Source organism: Tritonibacter sp. SIMBA_163 (genome assembly GCF_046535935.1).
Classification (GTDB): Bacteria; Pseudomonadota; Alphaproteobacteria; order Rhodobacterales; family Rhodobacteraceae; genus Epibacterium; species Epibacterium scottomollicae.
Window position 1 is genome coordinate 1 of the sequence record NZ_JAWJBP010001185.1, and the last position, 241, is coordinate 241.

Here is a 241-nt window from a genome sequence, read left to right on the forward strand (position 1 = left end):
CCCATCTCGATCGCCATGGCGCCAAGATGGTAGTCGGTGAACACCTTGAACCAGTCAGGCCCGGACATCTTGGCGATCGTGTCCATCGCCTGTTTGCCCTTGCCGGCACCGACGTCGGCCCAGGCGCCGATCAGCGTCTGGGTCAGGCGGTCGAGATCATTGGGCCCCTTGTAGGCGACAAGCGTCTTGGCCTCTTCGAACCGGCCGTCGCGGATTGCGTCAAGGCCGCGCACGATCGTGG

1 protein-coding gene is annotated in these 241 nt (G+C 64.3%); it reads right to left on the bottom strand.

Annotation, left to right across the window (positions count from 1 at the left end; all coding sequences use genetic code 11):
• Positions 1-241, bottom strand: a 241-nt coding sequence (locus R0J92_RS26065) for a hypothetical protein (protein WP_411053822.1), incomplete at both ends; no start/stop codon positions are given.